Here is a 16,838-nt window from a genome sequence, read left to right as displayed (position 1 = left end):
AGCGCGACTCGCGGTAACCGTGAGGGCCATCAGCGCAGTTCCTCCGGACAGGGCGTGCCACGCGGGAAGATCTTGTACGGGGCGGCCAGCCGGTAGACCCCCGGCGCCGGGGCGACCAGCTCCGTCCACTCGTCGCCCTCCCGGTCCTCCTCCGCCTTCAGCAGACAGCCGCGCAGGTTGAGGAAGGTCTTCGGGCCGTCCTCGCGCTGCTGGGACGCCTCGGTCTCCTCCGGCGGCTCGACCTTCTTGCCCTCCTCGTCGAGGAGCGCGAGCCACGGCGAGTACGGGACCCGGATCAGCACCCGCCCCGCCGTCCGCACCCGGATGGTCACCTCACCGGCGCCCGCCCGCTCCACCGTCGCCGGCGGGTCGGCCAGCGGGGTCGGGTCCTCCACGGCGAACAGCCGCCAGTTGGCGTCGGACCACACCGGCCTGAGGTAGGGCTGCCCGTCCTTGACGAGCTCCGCCTCCTGCTCGGCGCCGGTGTCCGGCTCGCCCTTGGGCAGCACCACGTAGTGCACGGCCCAGCGGTGCAGCCAGTCCCGGTAGGTGGCGGAGTTGAGCGTGTCGTCGTAGAAGACGGGGTTGCGCTCCATGTCCGCCTGGCGGTTCCAGCCCCGGGCCAGGTTGATGTACGGCGTCAGCGCCGACGCCTCCCGGTGGCTGCGCGCCGGCACCACCTCCACCCGCGCCCTCTCCGCCCCGAGCTGCTGCAACTGGTGGATCAGCGGCGCCGCCTCCCGCGCCCACGACGCGTCCGGCGCGGTGCGCACGACGTCGTCGGCGCTCTTGAACCCGATCCACACGTTCAGGACGGCGAAGGCCAGGACCAGCGCGTACCACCTGCGCGTCCCGTGGGCGGTGTACGGCAGCGCGGCCAGCAGCACGACCCCCGCGAACAGCATCGGCAGCCGCGAGACGTTCGACCCGATCTGCGAGTCGATCAGCCAGGTGAGGAGGGTGCCGAGTGCGTACACGGCGGCGGCGGTGCGGACGGTGCGCCAGTCGGACGGTACGAGGACGAGGACGAGCACCCCGAAGGCGAACGGCAGCATCGTCGACCCGAACGACATCGGCTGCGTACCGGAGAAGGGGAACAGCCAGGACGACAGGGCCACGACGACGACCGGCGCGAGACCCAGCGCGTACGCCCCGGGGCGCCGCTTGTTGAGGAACAGGGCCGCCGCCGCGACCCCCAGGAACAGCCCGGCGACCGGACTCGCGGCGGTGGCCAGTCCGGCGAGCGGCGCCGCGACGGCGGCCTTGGCCCACCGCTTGGTGCGCCACCGGTAGGGCCAGCAGAACACGGCGGCCACCGCGCCCAGCGCGAACATCATGCCGAGGCCGAACGTCACGCGGCCGGACAGCGCGTTGCACAGGAACGCGAACACCCCGGCGAGCGCGCACGCCAGCGGATTGCGCACGGCCGGCACGCGGACCAGGATCAGCGCGGTCAGCGCGGCGGACGCCGTACCGGCGATCATCATCGTCGTCCGCACGCCCAGCAGCGACATCAGGTACGGGGACACCACGCTGTACGACACCGGGTGCATCCCGCCGTACCAGGCGAGGTTGTACGCGGAGTCGGGGTGCCGTCCGACGAACTCGGACCACGCGTCCTGCGCGGCGAGGTCGCCGCCGCTGTTCGCGAAGAAGAGGAACCAGACGATGTGGGTGAGCGCGGCGAGTGCCGTCGCGACGGTGACGGGGTGGCGGAGGACGCCGGGTCGGGTACGGGGACGGGGGGCGGGAGCGGGCGCGGGGGTGGGTGCCGAGGCGGGCGCCGGGGCGGCGACCTCGCCGGGGCCGGGCGCGGGCACCGGGAGCGCGGCGGGCGCGGCGGGGGCCTCGGAGCGTGTCTGGCCTCCGGGCGCCCCAGGGTCCGAGGGGCCGTCGAGGGCTTCGGGAAGCATGACGGTCCCGGGCGCCTCGGAGGCCCCCGGTACCTCACGCGCCCCAGCCGGTGGCCTTATTCGCGCCCGCGAATTCGGGGCGTCCTCCGCGCGGGCCGGCTCAGCGCTGGTCGGCTCAGTGGTGGTCACTGCGGCTCTCTGCTCTCTGCGTCGTCCCCCACGTCCTTGCCACGTGCTGTCTGCGAAGACGTCGTCCCGGCGCCTTCCGTTGCCCGGCCGTGCCCGGACGCTAACACGGGGGCGCCCCGGAAATCCGGGGCGCCCAGGGCGATTTCAGCCGATACGGGTCAGCTTGTCGCCGAGCCCGGGTTCGGACAGGGCGCTCTTGAGGGCCACCGGCACCCGGACCTGGCTGGCTCCCTCGCCCACGGTCAGCACACCGACCTGGGTTCCGGCGGGCGCCGAGTGGGGCAGCGGGCGGCCGTCGTTGCCCAGCTCCAGCTTGACGGTGAGGCCCGACCAGCCGACGACCTTCACGTCCTTGGTGGCGATCACCGGCGTACTGCCGCCGAGGCCGTCGTCCACGTACCCGACGACATCGCCCTTCTTGACGACCGCCCGGTCGGCCAGCAGGTCCTGCGTGGCGAGCATCGCCTCCTTGCTGGCGGCGATCGCGCTGCCCAGGATGGGCGTCTTGTACTGGGCCAGGACCGCGCCGACGATGAGCTGGTCCGTGTCACCGACCTTCTTGTGCGCGGCGAAGAGCAGGTTGCCGCCCGCCTTGGTGGTGCTGCCGGTCTTGATGCCGAGCGCGCCGTCGTAGGGGACGAGGTCGTTGTAGTTACGCCACTTCTTGCCCGACGGGTCCGTCCACCACGGCATGGCGGTGATCTCCACCAGCGACGGGATCTCGACCAGCTTCTCGCCGAGCTTCACCTGGTCCTCGGCGGAGCTGACGGTGGTGTGGTTGAGGCCCGAGGGATCGGTGTACGTCGTGTTCTTCATCCCCAGTTCCTTGGCGGTGTCGTTCATCTTCTTGACGAACGCCGCTTCGGAACCGGCGTCCCAGCGCGCCAGCAGCCGGGCGATGTTGTTGGCGGAGGGGATCATGATCGCGGCGAGCGCGTCGTACTCCGAGATCTTCTCCCCGGCCTTCACGGTGTTGAGGGTCGACTCGTTCTGCGCGTCGTAGCCGCCCTCCTTCTCCGCCAGGGCGTCGATCTCGATCATCTCGCCCTTGGACCCCTTCTTCAGGGGGTGCTCCTTGAGGATCACGTAGGCCGTCATGGCCTTCGCGACGGAGCCGATGGGCACGGGCTTCTGCTCGCCGAAGGAGTCGACGGTGCCGAGGCCGGTCGCCGACATGTACCCCTGTCCCTCGCCCGGCCACGGCAGGGACGGCTTGCCTCCCTCGAAGGTGAACGACGACGTGGCGGTCATCTTCAGGGTGGGCGCGGGCAGTGGTCGTACGAACTGCACGATCGCAAAGACGATCAGCAGGAGGAGGACCAGCGGCGTCCAGATCTTGACCCGCCGGACGGCCGTCCGCACCGGGGTCTCCGGCGGCGGCGGGGTGTTGGTGAGCTCCGCGAGCATGTCGAGCGGCGGGCGGGGCGGCAGCGGCTGCTGCTTGGTCCGCTCGGCCTCGGTCAGGGACGCGGGCGCCTGGGCGGCGGGGGCGGCGGCCTTGGCGGGAGCGCCCGTCCTGGGCGGCTCGGCGCTGCCGGCGGGGGCGGCGCCCTTCGCGGGCGCGGCGGGGGTCGCCGGTGCGGCGGGGGCTGCCGGTGCGGCCTGGGAGGGGGCCTTCGGCTCGGGCTTCCTCGCGGCGGGACGTACGTCGTCCCCGCGCAGCGGTACGAACTTGCTGGTCCGCTCGGCCGGGGACTCCGCCGCGGGACCGGACGTCCCCTGCTTCGCGTCGGGCGTGACGGCCTTGAGCGCGGTCGTCGGCTGGTCCACGGGCTTGCGCGGGACGGCCCGGAAGATGGCGGTGGGCTGGTCGACGGGCGGCTGGTCGCCCTTGGGCGCGGGCTCGTCGGCCTCGGGCTCGGGCTCGGGCTCCGGCTGGTCGGCCTCGGTGGTGGGGGCGTCCGCCTCGGCGGCGGGCTCGTCGGCCCCGGGCTCCGGCTCGGCGGCCTCGGGGGCGGGGGCGTCCGCCGCCGCCTCCGTCTCCGCCTCTGCCTCAGGCTCCGGGGAAGGGGCGTTTCCGCCCGGTTCGTCGGCCCGCGTGGTGGACGGCCGGTTCTCCTTGGTCACCCAGGCGGCCACGGCGTCCCGCAGGCGCGCGTCCCCGTCGGCACCCTTGCCGGCGTCTCCGGCCTCCCCGGCGTCTCCGGCGTCCCCCGTGGCAACGTCCTCGTCGGCACCCTTGCCGGCGTCCCCGGCGTCCCCGGTGGCAACGTCCTCGTCGGCACGCTTGCCGGCGTCGTCGGCGTCCCCGTCCGCCTCCGTCTCAGCGCCCCCGTCCACATCCGCGTCGGCATCGGCATCGGCGTCAGCGGCGGCGGTGGCGTCCGTCGGGACCGCCCGGAACACGGCTGTCGGCTGGTCGACCGAGCGCCCCGCGTCCCCCTCCGCCGGCCCGGTGCCGCCGCGCACGGCCAGCCTCGGATCGCGGTCGTTCGAAGCCGTCTCCCCCGGCGACTTCTGCTGCTCCGACTTGTCGGGGGACTCGCCCGCCACCGTGCCTCCTTCAATCAACGCGTTGCCCGAACCATGTACCAGTGTCCTGTGTGAGCGCTTGGCTCCCGTGCAAGACGAGAACGACATACCTGCCGGTTCCCGTACGAAGCACCCAGGCGCTCTCGACAGACCAATGTGAGAGGGGTCACCCTGTCATTCATCCACGCGGGGAGGCATGGATGGGCAGGAGCCGCAGAACACTTCCGGAGGAGCTTCTGCTGCTCGCTCTGGACCCGGCCACGGGTACCACAGCGCAGCCGCAGTCGCTCGACCTCGGCCTCGCCGGAGCACAGCTAGTGGAGCTGGCTCTGGCAGGACGGATAGCCCCTGACGGGGATCGTATCGCCGTGGTGATGCCACGGCCGACCGGAGATCCGACACTGGACTCCGCGCTCGAGCTGCTGCGCAGGCGCGGCAGCCCGGTGCGGGCCGTCCACTGGATCGGCGGGCCCCGGCTGGGGCTGCGCCAGACGTATCTCTCGCATCTGGAACGGTGCGGCATGGTGCATGCCGTCGAGGGCCAGATGTGCGGGGTGCTGCCGACGACGCGCTACCAGGCGACGGAGACGGCGATCAGCCGGGAGATCAGGGCCCGGCTGGACAGTGCGATCCGCACCGGTGTACCGCCGGACCCGCGGACCGCGGCGCTCGCCGCACTGGCCCACGCGGTCGGACTCGGCAAGCACCTCTACCCCGGCAACGAGGGGCGCTCCTCGCGCTCCCGGCTCCGGGACCTGATCAGGCACGACCCCATGGGCGGTCTCGTGGCGCACGCCGTGATGGACGTCCAGAACGGCGTAGGCGCGCAGCCACGCCGCGGCTCCGCCTCGGGAGGCGGTGGCCGCCCGGCCACGGCCGTACCGATGCAGCCGCGCGGCGGGCCCATGGCCCGCGCAGTGGCGCACTGAACCACACCGGCGGGGGCGCACCGCTCACCGCCGGAACACGGCACCGGGCGCACACCCCCACGGCCCGGTCCACGGCCCGGTTCGAGAGCCGCGCGAGCGCGCGGGACGGTGATCACCGCCGCCCCGCGCGCTCGCGCGTTCCCGTACGTGCGTAGTCCAGGGGCGCTTGTGGCCATTTTCCAGCGCGCAAAGCCTATTGGTGGCAGTCTGCTGAGCAGTAGATACGCAGAGCTACGCCAGCTACCCAGCCAAGCAGCCGGAGGTGCAGTTTCCCGTGGCGTCCAACGTCAACCCCACCGTCAGGCGACGCAGATTGGGCCAGGAGCTGCGCCGGCTGCGTGAGCTCAAGGGCATGACGGCGGAGGAGGTGGCGGAGCGCCTGCTCGTCTCGCAGTCGAAGATCAGCCGCCTCGAGAACGGCCGTCGCTCCATCAGCCAGCGCGATGTCCGTGATCTGTGCGGGGTGTACGAGGTCGAGGACCACCGTATCGTCGATTCGCTGATGCAGATGGCCAAGGACTCCCGCCAGCAGGGCTGGTGGCACGCGTTCGGCGACATCCCGTACAGCGTGTACATCGGCCTGGAGACGGACGCGGCCTCGCTGCGGGTGTACGAGCCCCAGGTGGTGCCGGGGCTGCTGCAGACCCGGCAGTACGCGGAGGCGCTGATCAGCGGGGCGCTGCCGGAGTCGTCGCCGGCCGACATCGAGAAGCGGGTCAACGTCCGGGCGCGCCGCCAGGAGCGCATCCGGGGCGCGGAGACGCCGCTGCGCCTGTGGGCGGTGATCGACGAGTCGGCGCTGCGCCGGGTGGTGGGCGACAAGCTGTTGATGATCGAGCAGTTGGAGCACCTGGTCGAGCAGTCGCAGCTACCGCACGTGACGGTGCAGGTGCTGCCGTTCGACATGGGCGCGCACCCGGGCATCAGCGGTCATTACGCGATCCTGGAGTTCCCCGACGCGTCCGACTCGTCGGTCGTCTACATCGAGGGGGTCACCAGTGACCTGTACCTGGAGAAGGCGAACGACGTGCAGCGGTACAGCGTGATGTACGAGCACCTGCGTGCCCAGGCGCTGAACGTGGAGCAGACGCGGCAGTTCATCGGCGAGGTCATCAAGGACTACACGGATCGCGCCCGGTGAAACCGGTGAACCCGGCCTGACATCCCTTATGGCGAAAGGTTCCGGTTCGCCGGTTCATCCGGTGATGAGGGCTTTTGCCCGGGCCGCCGGGGAAGAAGCCGGTACGGTACACCGCGACCGGCTTCCAGTGGAAGCCCCCTTGGAATATGCCATCCGGTCGAGTGAACGGCCGTCCCGCGCACAGATCGCGACGAGTAGCGTCGATCACGCCAGCCTGCAGGTCAGGCCGGTGCGAGTCACTGCTGTCACTGTCGAGAACCGGAGCGGAGAAGATGGCAATCATTCAGGGCGCCACGGACACCTGGACCAAGTCCTCGTATTCCGGCGGGAACGGCGCGTGCGTCGAGGTCAAGTCCCCCGTCGTCGCGTCGATCGCGGTGCGGGACTCCAAGGTCCCCACCGGTCCGTCGATCGAGTTCGTCCCCGAGTCGTGGAACGCGTTCGTGCGTGAAGTGAGCACGGGAGCTCTCTGAGCCTGCCGCGCTGTTCACCGATGAGCCCTCTCGACTGGTCCGCCGTCCCGGCCGAGGGGGCTCGGTCATGCGCCGGCGCGATCGGTCGACGTACCGCTCCGCGCCGAGGTCGGTGACGTACACAGGACCCGCTCCCCCGGGCGTCAGCCCCTCGGGTAGCGGGCCAGCCAGCCGGGTGCGGAGGCGGCCGGGCCGTGCAGGGCCGGGCCCTGGGTCATCTCCATCGCGAAGTCGTCGGCAAGCTGGAGGAGCGTGGGGCGCCCCTCCAGTTCGGCCAGCCAGGCCGGCGGGAGGGCCGTCTCGCCGTGCAGGGCCCCGAGGAGCGCGCCGGTGAGGGCGCCGGTGGTCTCCGACGGGCCGTCGTGGTTCACCGCCAGGCGCAGCCCGTGCCGTACGTCCTCGCCGACGAGCGCGCAGTAGACGGCGATGGCCAGGGCGTCCTCGGCATGTTCGCCGTCGGTGTCGCCGAGCGAGGCGATCCTGGCCGGGCCGGGGATGCCCTGGCGCACCGCGCCGAGGGCGTGCTGGAGGGCCTCGCCGACCGGCTCGTGCCCGGGGCGGGCCGCCAGCAGGGCCAGCGCCCGCTGCACCGAGCCGTCCACGCTCTCCCCACGGGCCAGGCCGTGCACGACGACGGCGAAGGCACCCGCCGAGAGGTACGCGGCCGGATGGCCGTGGGTCTGTACGGCGCATTCGACGGCGAGCTGGTACACCAACTGCGGCTCCCAGCCGACCAGCAGCCCGAACGGCGCGGACCGCACCAGGGCGCCGGCGTCCCGGGCGGCCGGGTTCTTCGGCTTGTCCAGGGTGCCGAGCACCCCGTCGGCCAGGCCGGTGAGCGTGGCGCGGGCCGGGTCGCGGCGGGTGTACAGCCACTCCTCGCAGGCCAGCCAGCCGTTGTCCTGGCGGCGCTCGTCGGGGCCCCAGTCGCGCTGGGTGGCGGCCCACCGCAGATGGGCGCGGTGCACATCGGTGGGCGGGTGCCAGGCGCCGGTGTCCCGGCGCACCTGGGCCCGTATCAGACCGTCCACGGTGAACAGCGAGAGCTGGGTGGCGGACGTGACCGCCCCGCGCCGCCCGTACGCCGGGGCCAGGTCGGCGAGCCCGTCGGCGCCGTGCGCCGCCCGGATCGCCTCGACCGACAGCCCGGACACGCCGGCCCCCAGGGCGTCCCCGATGGCGGCGCCCAGGAGGCAGCCGCGCACCCGCGCGCGGAAGTCCTGCTGCTCGGCCCGGCCCCAGACCGCCGCGGCTGCTGCGCTCACCTCGCGTCCCCTCCGTCGCCCCTGTACGCCACTCCGGCGCGCAGCACTGTAATGGACGGCGTGCGCGCGCCCCGGGCCCGGAGGGTGACGGGCTCAGTCGGTCAGGACCGGCAGCAGTTCCGGGAGGTGTCCGTCGGAGGCCGCGGCCGCGCGCCGGCGTTCCTCGGGGACCTCGCCGTAGAGGGTGGTGCGGGGGCGGGCGGGGCGGCCGGCGGCGCGGGCGATGGCGGTGAGGTCCCGGACGGACTTGTAGGAGCCGTAGCCGGAGCCGGCCATGCGGGAGATCGTCTCCTCCATCAGGGTGCCGCCGAGGTCGTCGGCGCCGGAGCGGAGCATCTCGGCGGCACCGTCGGCGCCGAGCTTGACCCAGCTCGTCTGGATGTGGGGGATGTGCGGGTGGAGCAGGATCCGGGCCATGGCGGTGACGGCCCGGTTGTCGCGGGTGGTGGGCCCGGGGCGGGCGATGCCGGCGAGGTAGACGGGGGCGTTGGTGTGGATGAAGGGGAGGGTGACGAACTCGGTGAAGCCGCCCGTCTCCTGCTGGATGCGGGCGAGGGTGCGGAGGTGGCCGAGCCAGTGGCGGGGCTGGTCGACGTGGCCGTACATCATCGTGGAGGAGGAGCGGATGCCCAGCTCGTGCGCGGTGCGCACCACCTCGATCCAGGTGGCCGCCGGCAGCTTGCCCTTGGTGAGGACCCAGCGCACCTCGTCGTCGAGGATCTCGGCGGCGGTGCCGGGGAGGGAGTCCAGACCGGCCTCCTTGGCGGCCGTCAGCCACTCGCGGATCGACAGCCCGGTGCGCGTGGCGCCGTTGACGACCTCCATCGGCGAGAAGGCGTGGACGTGGATGCCGGGGACGCGGGCCTTCACCGCGCGGGCGATGTCGAAGTACGCGGTGCCCGGCAGGTCCGGGTGGATGCCGCCCTGCATGCACACCTCGACCGCGCCCACGTCCCACGCCTGCTGGGCGCGGTCGGCGACCTGGTCCAGCGACAGGGTGTAGGCGTCGGCGTCGGTGCGGCGCTGGGCGAAGGCGCAGAAGCGGCAGCCGGTGTAACAGACGTTGGTGAAGTTGATGTTGCGGGTGACGATGTACGTGACGTCGTCACCGACCGTGTCGCGCCGGATGGCGTCGGCGGTCCGGCACAGCGCGTCCAGGGCCGGTCCGTCCGCGTGGAGCAGGGCCAGGGCCTGGTCGTCGGTGAGCCGGGTGGGGTCGTCGGCGGCGACACCGAGGGCCTCGCGTACGTCGGTGTCGATGCGCTGCGGCACCATGCCGGGTGCGGCGGCCTCCCGCAGCGCCTCCCAGTCGCCGTACACCTCGTCGAAGTCGTCGCGCCGGTCGGAGGTGCGGCCGGTGGTGTCGATGGTGCGGTGCAGGTCGGTGCGCCCGGCGGCGGTGAAGGCCTCGTCGGGTTCCTGCCAGGGCAGGCCGCGCACCTCCGCGCCGGGGTCGGCCAGCCCCGTCTCGGGGTCGGCGAGGGCGCGGACGTGCGGCAGCAGGCGGGGGTCGAGCCACGGTTCGCCGCGGGTCACGAACTCGGGGTAGACGCAGAGCCGTTCCCGGAGCTCGAAGCCGGCCGCGGCGGACCGCTCGGCGAGGGTGTCGATCGCCGGCCAGGGCCGCTCCGGGTTGACGTGGTCGATGGTGACGGGTGACACCCCGCCCCAGTCGTCGATGCCGGCGCCGATGAGGCGCCCGTACTCCCCGTCGACCAGGTTCGGCGGGGCCTGGAGGCAGGCGGCGGGGCCCATGATGTGCCGGGCGACGGCGATGGTGGCGACCAGGTCGTCCAGTTCGGCGTCCGGCATGCCGCGCATCGCCGTGTCCGGCTTGGCGCGGAAGTTCTGGATGATCAGTTCCTGGATGCCGTGGTGGGCGCGGGAGACGCGGCGCAGCGCGAACAGCGACTCCGCCCGCTCCTCGTACGTCTCGCCGATGCCGATGAGCAGTCCGCTGGTGAAGGGCACGGAGGACCGCCCGGCGTCCTCCAGGACCCGCAGCCGTACGGCCGGTTCCTTGTCGGGCGAGCCGTGGTGGGGGCCGCCCGGCTCGGACCACAGGCGGGTGGCGGTGGTCTCCAGCATCATCCCCATGGACGGGGCCACCGGCTTGAGCCGCTGGAAGTCGGTCCACGACAGCACGCCGGGGTTGAGGTGGGGCAGCAGCCCGGTCTCCTCCAGGATGCGGATCGCCATGGCCCGTACGTACGCCAGGGTGTCGTCGTAGCCGTGCGCGTCCAGCCACTCCCGGGCCTCGGGCCAGCGGTCCTCGGGCTTGTCGCCGAGGGTGATCAGGGCTTCCTTGCAGCCCAGTTCGGCGCCCCGGCGGGCGATGTCCAGGACCTCGTCCGGCGACATGAACATCCCCTGCCCGGCCCTCCGCAGCTTGCCGGGCACGGTCACGAAGGTGCAGTAGTGGCACGTGTCGCGGCACAGCCGGGTGAGCGGGAGGAACACGCTCTTCGAGTACGTGATGACCCCGGGCCGCCCGGCCGCCGCCAGCCCGGCGTCCCGCACGCGCGCGGCGGACGCGGTCAGGTCCTCCAGGTCCGCGCCCCGCGCCCGGAGCAGGACGGCGGCCTCGGTGACGTCGAGCGCGACACCGTCCCTGGCCCGCTTCAGGGCACGTCGCATGGCGGTGGGGGTTCCCCCTGCTCGAGCGGAGCCGAGAGCTCGGGGGAGGGTGGGGCGTCCGGCCTGGTCATCCGTCATGGCCCCGAGCATACGAGTGCCCCCTCCCTACACGTACCGCGCGTACTCGTCCAGGGTGCGCAGCACCTCCGCCTCCCCCGACGGCGGGAGTTGGACGACGACCTCGGTGACGCCGAGGGCGGCGAGGCGGTCGAGCTTGTCCGGCGAGGGGCGGACGGCGTAGGGCACGACCTGGAGGGCTTCGGGGTCGCGGCCCGCCTTCCGCCAGACCTCGCGCAGCGCGGGGATGCTCTCGGCGAGGCCCCGGCCGCCGACGGGGAGCCAGCCGTCGGCGTACTCGGCGATGTGGGCGAACAGCGTGGGCCCGGCCGCGCCGCCGATCAGGACGCGGGGGGCGCCTCCGGCGGGTTTCGGGAAGGCGTGGGAGGCGCGCACCGAGGCCGTCTCCCCGTCGTACGCGGTGGGTTCGGCGGCCCACAGGGCGCGCATCAGCGCCATCCGGTCACGGGTGCGGTCACGGCGGGTGGCCCAGGTGACGCCGTGGTCCTCGGCCTCCTCGCGGTTCCAGCCGTAGCCGACGCCGAGGGTGAAGCGGCCGCCGGAGAGGTGGTCGAGGGTGGCGACCTGCTTGGCGAGGTCGATGGGGTCGTGCTGGGCGACGAGCGTGATGCCGGTGCCCAGGGCGAGCCGCTCGGTGACGGCGGCGGCCTGGCCGAGCGCGACGAAGGGGTCGAGGGTGCGGCCGTACTCCGGCGGCAGTTCGCCGCCCGCCGGGTAGGGGCTGCTGCGTTCGACGGGGATGTGGGTGTGCTCCGGCAGGTACAGGCCCGCGAAGCCGCGCTGTTCGAGTTCGGGTGCGAGCCGTACCGGGGTGATGGTCCGGTCCGTGAGGAAAATCGTCGTCGCGATGCGCATGAGCGCCCAAGGTATGGCGGCCGGCGGCGAATTCCGAGACCGTCGCCCCGGATTGGCGGGAAGTTCACCGGCCGCGAGGAGGGTGGTGTCCCATGGTGGACAGACGAGGGTTCGTGAGGGGTGCGGCGGGTACGGCGGGCGCCTTCGCCGTGACCGGCGGGGTGGGCTCCGCGGCCGGGCGGACGGAGCGGGTGCTGCGCGGCACCCTGCCGCCGGGTGCGCCCGACTACGTGTACCTGCCGGTGGAGGTGCCGCCGGGGGTGCGGGAGTTCCGGGTGTCGTACGCGTACGACCGGCCCGCCGTGCCGCCCGGGACGCAGGGCAACGCCCTGGACATCGGCGTCTTCGACGAGCGCGGTACGGGGCCGGGCGGGCGCGGCGCCCCGCCGGACGGGCGGGGGTTCCGGGGGTGGTCGGGCGGCGCGCGCACCGAGTTCTTCCTGCGTGCCGACGACGCCACGCCCGGGTACCTCGCGGGGCCGGTCCGCCCCGGCACCTGGCACATCGTGCTCGGCCCCTACACGATCGCCCCGCAGGGCCTGGCCTACACGGTGACGGTCCGCCTCACGTACGGCTCCGCCGGGCCGGTCCGGCGCCCGGTGTACCCGCCGGAGCGGGCCCGGGGCCGGGGGCGGGCCTGGTACCGGGGCGACTGCCACCTGCACACGACGCACTCCGACGGGCGGCGCACGCCCGCCGAGGTGGCGGCGGCCGCGCGGGCCGCCGGGCTGGACTTCATCAACACCTCGGAGCACAACACGCACGCCGGCCACGGGGCGTGGGAGGGACTGTGGGGCGACGACCTGCTGGTCCTGACCGGCGTGGAGGTCACCACCCGCACCGGTCACCTGCTCGCCGTCGGTACCGATCCCGGCACGTTCGTCGACTGGCGCCACCGGGCCCGTGACGACCGCTCCGGCCGTACGGCCCGGGCGATCCGCCGGGCCGGCGGGCTGGCCGTCCCGGCGCACCCGCACGCCACGTGCGTGGGCTGCGGCTGGAGGTCCGGGTTCGCCGACGCGGACGCGGTGGAGGTGTGGAACGGCCCGTACACCCCGGACGACGAGGTCACCCTGGCCCACTGGGACAGCGGCCTGGCCGCCGGGGACCGCTGGGTCCCCGCGATGGGCGGCAGCGACGCGCACCGCGAGCCCGACCGGGTGGGCGGCCCGCAGACGGTCGTGCTGGCCGACGACCTGACCCGGGGGGCGGTCCTGGCCGGGCTGCGCGCGGGCCGCAGTTACGTCGCCGAGTCGTCCGCCGTGTCGCTGGCGTTCTCGGTGACGGGCGGCCGCGGCGGCCACGCGGGCATCGGCGGGCGGCTCGCCGTCCCGCCCGGCACCCCGGTCACCGCCCGCCTCGACGTGACGGGCGCCCCGGGCTGCACGGCCCACTTCGTCACCGACCAGGGCCTGGTGCACTCCGCCCCGCTGCCCGCCTCGGGTGCGGGCACGGTGGAATGGACGACGACGCCCGCCCGGGCCGGCTACGTCCGTGCCGAGGTGCGCCACCCGGCGGTGCTGCCGCCCCTCCCGGGGGCCCTGGCGGCGTTCACGAACCCGGTGTTCCTGGGGGCCGTCCGGGCCGCCCCTTAGGCTCGGCCGCATGAGCGATGCCAGTGGTGGGCCCCGGTCCGTGGAGCGTGCGTTGGAGATCCTCGACGTGGTGGCCGACGCGGCCGGGCCCGTCGGGGCGAAGGCGCTGGCGCGGCATCTGGGGTGCTCGCTGTCGACGGTGTACCACCTGCTCGGGCCGCTGGTGGCGCGCGGCCATCTGGTGCGGGCGGAGGGCGGGGGGTACGCGCCGGGGCCACGCGTGGCGGCGCTGCACCGGTCGTTCCGGCGGCGGGTGGAGGTGGCGCCGGGGGCCGGTGAGGTGCTGGCCCGGCTGCGGCGGGAGAGCGGTGCGGAGGCGTACGTGACGGCGTACCGGGACGGGCGGATCACCGTGGTGGACAGTACGGCTCCCGTGACGGCCACGGCCGACCCCTTCTCGCCCGGGCCGGAGGTGCGGGCGCACGCCACGGCGCACGGGAAGGCGCTGCTGGCGGAGGTGTCGCGGGGGGTGCGGCGGCGGTACCTGGCCGAGCACGGGATGGCCCGGTTCACCGACCGGACGATCACCGGGGCGGAGCGTTTCGAGGCGGAGCTGGCGCGGGTGCGGGGGCGGGGGTTCGCGGTGTCGGTGGGCGAGGCGGACCCGGCGTACACCTGCCTGGCGATGGTCGTCCCGGGCGGCGGGGAGGTGCGGCACGCCCTGTCGGTGGCCCTGCCGACGGTGGAGTTCCGGTTGCGGTACGGCAGGGTGCGGGCGGCGGTGGCCGGGGCGGTGGCGGCGTTTTCCGGCGGTGCCGGAATCCCCGGCGCGTGAGCTGGACCGCGGGCGGGGCGGGCAGCACCGTAACGGCATGATCTTCATCGCCGTCAGGTTCACCGTCCGTCCCGAGTACCGCGACCAGTGGCTCACGCTGGTCGACGGTTTCACCCGTGCCACGCGCGCCGAGCCCGGGAACCTCTTCTTCGACTGGTCGCGCGACGTCGCGCATCCGGACCGGTTCGTGCTGCTGGAGGCCTTCGCGGACGCGGAGGCGGGGGCGGCGCACGTGGCGTCGGACCACTTCGCGGCGGGGCTGGAGGCGATGGCCGGTGCCATCGCGACGACGCCGGAGATCATCAACGTCGAGCTGCCGGACCAGCACGGCTGGAACGCCATGGCGGAGCTGAGCCCGCGCGGGTGAGGCCGCTCAGTCGTTGACGGCGGTGAGCAGCACCGCCGCGTCGGTCACGGCCGTCACCCCGTGCCGCTCCGGCGGCAGCAGGTACAGGGTGCCCATGGTCAGCTCCACGTCACCGGACTGGGCCGTCACCCTGACCACGCCCCGCAGCACCTGGAGGGACGCGGCGGGCGGGGTGTTGTGCTCGTCGAGCGAGGTGCCCGCGGTGAGGGCGATGACGCTCTGCCGCAGCGGCGGGTCCCGGAGGATCAGGTTGGCGCTGCGGCCGTGCTCGTCGGCGTGCGCGGCGACGAGGTGTTCCTCTGCGATCACGTTGAGGTCGTACATACCGTCCACCTTGCCGTGCCGCGGAAGGCGGCGCATACGGAGGGGGCGGGCGCCGTGCCGTCCCACGGTGCCCGCCCCCTCCGGCTCAGGTGTCCGTCAGTCGGCGACGACCAGCGACGGCGTCTCCTTCCTGAGCACCTCGCCCCGGAAGAAGGCGGGGCTGCGGCGCTGCATCACCAGCATGATCACGACGCCGAGGAGCAGCAGGCCGACGCCGATCACGAAGACCGAGCCCATGCCGAGGACGGAGGACCCGGAGCCGTAGGCCGGGTCCCACATGTCGTACAGCGTCTTGGCGAAGACGGCGGTGAGCATCAGGCCGCCGAGGGCCGGCAGGACGCCCTTGAAGAGCGCGTCCTTGACGGAGGCCGTCAGCTCGCCGCGGAAGAACCAGACGCAGGCGAAGGCGGTCAGCGCGTAGTAGAAGCAGATCATCAGGCCGAGCGCGTAGATCGTGTCGACCAGGACGTTCTCGCTGACCAGGGTCATCACGGTGTAGAAGACGCCGGTGGCGACCCCGGCGACGACGGTGGCCAGGCCGGGGGTCTTGTACGTGGGGTGGACCTTGGTGAAGGAGTGCGGCAGGGCTTCGTACGTCGACATGGCGAGGACCGTGCGCGCCACCGGGATGAAGGTGGTCTGGAGGCTGGCGGCGGCGGAGGCGAGGACGGCGACGAAGAGGGTGACGCCCAGGACGCTGCCCATGACCGGCCCGGCGAGGGCGGCGAAGACGTTGTCGGAGGTGTCGGGGTTGGCGAGGCCGAGGCCCTGGTCGCCGGAGCCGACGACCATCTGGGCGGCGATGCCGGTGGCCAGGTAGGAGCCGACCAGCACGACCATGGTGATGAGGGCGGCGCGGCCGGGGGTCCTGGCGCTGCCGGTGGTCTCCTCGTTGGTCGCCATGCAGGCGTCCCAGCCCCAGTAGATGAAGATCGCCAGGGACAGGCCGGCGGTGAAGGCCGAGAAGGACTCGACCTCGAAGGGGTTCAGCCAGGACCAGGAGAAGTCGGTGCCGGTGGGGAAGTCGGTGCCGCCGGCCTTGGAGAAGGCCATGACCACGAAGATCGCCAGGACGGCGAGCTGGAGGCCGACCAGCGCGTACTGGACGCTCTTGGTGGCCGTCATGCCTCGGTAGCTGATGGCGGTGGCGATGGCGATGAGGGTGAGGCAGGTGAGGATGTGGACGGCCTTGTTGTCGTCCAGTGCGGCGATGTCCGGGCTGCCGCTGATCTCCCCGGCGAGGAGCCAGAAGTAGGAGGTCGCGACCCCCGCGAGGTTGGACAGGACGATGATCGTCGCGATGACCAGGCCCCAGCCGCACATCCAGCCGATCCGGGGGCCGAAGGCCTTGACGGTCCAGGTGAAGGACGTGCCGCAGTCGGGCATCGCCCGGTTGAGCTCGCGGTAGGCGAAGGCCACCAGGAGCATGGGCAGGAATCCGGCCAGGAAGACGGCCGGCATCTGGAGCCCGACCTCGCCCGCGGTGGACCCCAGCGTGGAGGTCAGGCAGTAGACGGGGGCGACCGTCGAGATGCCGATGACGGCACTGCCGACCAGTCCGACGGAGTTGCCGCCGAGCCCCTTGGTCCGTACGTCACCGGTGCCACCCGTCGCGGTGACGCCCCTCACCGTGTCTCCGGCCTGGGGCCGTGCTTCTACCTGAGTCATGCAGTGGACGTTAGGTGCTGCGGTTTCCACATCCGGAAGAAGGAACTCCGCGATCTTTTCCTTGCATTACGAGGCCACACGGGCGCCTCGGGCAAGGAATGAAAGATGCCCTCGGGTGCATGCCGACCGATTGGTAGGTCAAAACCGCACCGTCCGATATGCGGGAACCGCAGCCATGCCCATTTTGTCCGGTTCCAAATTTTCCCGCGCCGATTTC

The 16,838-nt window shown here is 73.1% G+C and carries 13 protein-coding genes; 6 read left to right on the top strand and 7 right to left on the bottom strand.

The features are described 5' to 3' along the window. Positions 1 to 29: 29 nt before the first annotated feature. The gene (locus ACF068_RS17435) at positions 30 to 1,913 is read right to left on the bottom strand and encodes an MFS transporter (RefSeq protein WP_392275101.1); all 1,884 of its coding nucleotides are present in this window, start codon (positions 1,911 to 1,913) and stop codon (positions 30 to 32) included. Positions 1,914 to 2,186: 273 nt separating this feature from the next. Beyond that, entirely contained in the window at positions 2,187 to 4,535 is a 2,349-nt protein-coding gene (locus tag ACF068_RS17430; protein WP_392275100.1) for a D-alanyl-D-alanine carboxypeptidase family protein, read from the bottom strand. A gap of 179 nt (positions 4,536 to 4,714) precedes the next feature. Between ACF068_RS17430 and ACF068_RS17425 the strand changes: the two genes are divergently transcribed. The 3 genes from ACF068_RS17425 (at position 4,715) to ACF068_RS17415 (ending at position 7,057) form a co-directional block, all read left to right on the top strand. Next, positions 4,715 to 5,443, top strand: coding sequence for a GPP34 family phosphoprotein (locus ACF068_RS17425; RefSeq protein ID WP_392275099.1), 729 nt, complete (start codon positions 4,715 to 4,717; stop codon positions 5,441 to 5,443). Positions 5,444 to 5,717: 274 nt separating this feature from the next. Further along, positions 5,718 to 6,584 (top strand): helix-turn-helix domain-containing protein, encoded by an 867-nt coding sequence (locus tag ACF068_RS17420; RefSeq protein ID WP_392275098.1) that lies wholly within the window; start codon positions 5,718 to 5,720, stop codon positions 6,582 to 6,584. Positions 6,585 to 6,856: 272 nt separating this feature from the next. After that, positions 6,857 to 7,057 (top strand): DUF397 domain-containing protein, encoded by a 201-nt coding sequence (locus ACF068_RS17415; protein WP_392275097.1) that lies wholly within the window; start codon positions 6,857 to 6,859, stop codon positions 7,055 to 7,057. 143 nt (positions 7,058 to 7,200) lie between these two features. Here the strand turns inward: ACF068_RS17415 and ACF068_RS17410 are convergent, their stop codons facing one another. From ACF068_RS17410 to ACF068_RS17400, 3 genes are all read right to left on the bottom strand, one after another. Then, entirely contained in the window at positions 7,201 to 8,322 is a 1,122-nt protein-coding gene (locus ACF068_RS17410; protein WP_392275096.1) for an ADP-ribosylglycohydrolase family protein, read from the bottom strand. Between the two features lie 93 nt (positions 8,323 to 8,415). Beyond that, positions 8,416 to 11,037, bottom strand: a complete 2,622-nt coding sequence (locus ACF068_RS17405; protein ID WP_392275095.1) for a bifunctional FO biosynthesis protein CofGH — start codon at positions 11,035 to 11,037, stop codon at positions 8,416 to 8,418. Positions 11,038 to 11,064: 27 nt separating this feature from the next. Further along, complete coding sequence (locus ACF068_RS17400; protein ID WP_392275094.1) at positions 11,065 to 11,892, bottom strand: TIGR03619 family F420-dependent LLM class oxidoreductase; 828 nt, start codon at positions 11,890 to 11,892, stop codon at positions 11,065 to 11,067. Between the two features lie 92 nt (positions 11,893 to 11,984). On the opposite strand from ACF068_RS17400, the gene ACF068_RS17395 reads away from it, so the two are divergent. From ACF068_RS17395 to ACF068_RS17385, 3 genes are read left to right on the top strand one after another with little or no spacing between them, the layout of a single operon-like run. Continuing rightward, the gene (locus ACF068_RS17395; protein WP_392275093.1) at positions 11,985 to 13,487 is read left to right on the top strand and encodes a CehA/McbA family metallohydrolase; all 1,503 of its coding nucleotides are present in this window, start codon (positions 11,985 to 11,987) and stop codon (positions 13,485 to 13,487) included. 10 nt (positions 13,488 to 13,497) lie between these two features. Beyond that, positions 13,498 to 14,262: an IclR family transcriptional regulator gene (locus ACF068_RS17390; RefSeq protein WP_392275092.1), complete on the top strand. Its 765-nt coding sequence runs from the start codon at positions 13,498 to 13,500 to the stop codon at positions 14,260 to 14,262. A 37-nt stretch (positions 14,263 to 14,299) separates the two neighbouring features. After that, positions 14,300 to 14,629, top strand: a complete 330-nt coding sequence (locus ACF068_RS17385) for a putative quinol monooxygenase (protein WP_392275091.1) — start codon at positions 14,300 to 14,302, stop codon at positions 14,627 to 14,629. Positions 14,630 to 14,635: 6 nt separating this feature from the next. Here the strand turns inward: ACF068_RS17385 and ACF068_RS17380 are convergent, their stop codons facing one another. Then, the gene (locus tag ACF068_RS17380) at positions 14,636 to 14,953 is read right to left on the bottom strand and encodes a cupin (protein WP_392275090.1); all 318 of its coding nucleotides are present in this window, start codon (positions 14,951 to 14,953) and stop codon (positions 14,636 to 14,638) included. Positions 14,954 to 15,049: 96 nt separating this feature from the next. After that, positions 15,050 to 16,621, bottom strand: a complete 1,572-nt coding sequence (locus ACF068_RS17375; RefSeq protein ID WP_392275089.1) for an APC family permease — start codon at positions 16,619 to 16,621, stop codon at positions 15,050 to 15,052. Positions 16,622 to 16,838: the final 217 nt, after the last annotated feature.

The sequence above is a fragment of the Streptomyces sp. NPDC016309 genome, assembly GCF_043077235.1.
Taxonomy (GTDB): domain Bacteria; phylum Actinomycetota; class Actinomycetes; order Streptomycetales; family Streptomycetaceae; genus Streptomyces.
This window is presented reverse-complemented; position numbering and strand designations above follow the sequence as displayed.

What these genes read in the sequence shown, in the direction of transcription:
- ACF068_RS17435 (WP_392275101.1), bottom strand. Translation starts at nt 1,913, where the DNA reads ATGCTTCCCGAAGCCCTCGACGGCCCCTCGGACCCTGGGGCGCCCGGA.
- ACF068_RS17425 (WP_392275099.1), top strand. Translation starts at nt 4,715, where the DNA reads ATGGGCAGGAGCCGCAGAACACTTCCGGAGGAGCTTCTGCTGCTCGCT.
- ACF068_RS17415 (WP_392275097.1), top strand. Translation starts at nt 6,857, where the DNA reads ATGGCAATCATTCAGGGCGCCACGGACACCTGGACCAAGTCCTCGTAT.
- ACF068_RS17405 (WP_392275095.1), bottom strand. Translation starts at nt 11,037, where the DNA reads ATGACGGATGACCAGGCCGGACGCCCCACCCTCCCCCGAGCTCTCGGC.
- ACF068_RS17400 (WP_392275094.1), bottom strand. Translation starts at nt 11,892, where the DNA reads ATGCGCATCGCGACGACGATTTTCCTCACGGACCGGACCATCACCCCG.
- ACF068_RS17395 (WP_392275093.1), top strand. Translation starts at nt 11,985, where the DNA reads ATGGTGGACAGACGAGGGTTCGTGAGGGGTGCGGCGGGTACGGCGGGC.
- ACF068_RS17390 (WP_392275092.1), top strand. Translation starts at nt 13,498, where the DNA reads ATGAGCGATGCCAGTGGTGGGCCCCGGTCCGTGGAGCGTGCGTTGGAG.
- ACF068_RS17385 (WP_392275091.1), top strand. Translation starts at nt 14,300, where the DNA reads ATGATCTTCATCGCCGTCAGGTTCACCGTCCGTCCCGAGTACCGCGAC.
- ACF068_RS17380 (WP_392275090.1), bottom strand. Translation starts at nt 14,953, where the DNA reads ATGTACGACCTCAACGTGATCGCAGAGGAACACCTCGTCGCCGCGCAC.
- ACF068_RS17375 (WP_392275089.1), bottom strand. Translation starts at nt 16,621, where the DNA reads ATGACTCAGGTAGAAGCACGGCCCCAGGCCGGAGACACGGTGAGGGGC.